We start from the raw sequence: 952 nt of genomic DNA on the forward strand, positions 1-952 counted from the left end.
AGTAACCGTCTTTGTCCGCTTTCATGGTTCGGTCGCCACGGCTGTGACGGTTCAGGTCGTTTTTCGCCATCAAACGGTTGTCGTTGCCGTAAATAGTAACAGACCAGAATTCGCTGACGTTCGGCGCTTTAAAGCGCATCACGTAATCATGCTTCGAACCATCCAGTTTTTGACCAGTGCTGTCGAAATCTGATTTACGGTAAGACGCTTCGATAGGTGGTAAGCCCCACTGACCAAGGTAAGTACCTTCTGCAAAAATATCGCGTGGCGCATCACCCAAGGTATCGCGTGTACCAAGCAACGTACGAGCATCTGTCATTTTAGGTGCGAGTTCGACGAGGTGTTCCATGCCTTTCTTCTCACCAACTTTTGCCAGTTTTAGCTGCTCAGGTGTGAAGTCAGTTTTGCATGGTTCAACGCCGATAGATTGGTATTTGTCCAACCACTGTTTGTCTGCATTGCCCATCGAGCCATCACATAGCACGAAGTTCACGCGTTCAAGCCATGTTGAATTTTTTGGATCTGGGTACGTTCTTTGTACTGGTTTTGGCCCGTTCTTACCTAAATATTCCGATAGGGTACGAATGTTCCATTGGTCCATGTAGTTAAGCGCGACTTTTGCATCTTCGTCATTCACTGCCATGATGCGACCCATCAGCTTCACAAGGTTGCTGTCTACGCGAACCACTTCGTCGACAGAAGCTGGCACTTCACCTTGCCAATCTTGTGCTGCAAACATGAACTGGCCACCTTTTGTGCCGCGAGTACGAGAACTGAACGCTGCGTTGGTGTAATGGCCCATGTCCATCGTGTGCAAGATCCAGTAACGGCCTTCATCCATATCAGGCACGCTCACAATGACAGGTTCTGCAGCAACATCTAACCAGCCCATAAGGTGAAGCGTATCGTTATTAATGGTTGGGTGAGCGGTGTAAGAGTCATCAGCTAGAGC

General features: G+C 48.7%; 1 protein-coding gene. It reads right to left on the minus strand.

Annotated features, from left to right (window positions below; translation table 11 throughout):
- Positions 1-952 (minus strand): DUF1254 domain-containing protein (locus R7Z77_RS24325; RefSeq protein ID WP_318136925.1); only part of this gene is annotated, 952 nt, incomplete at both ends.

This window comes from Vibrio sp. 1401 (assembly GCF_033340295.1).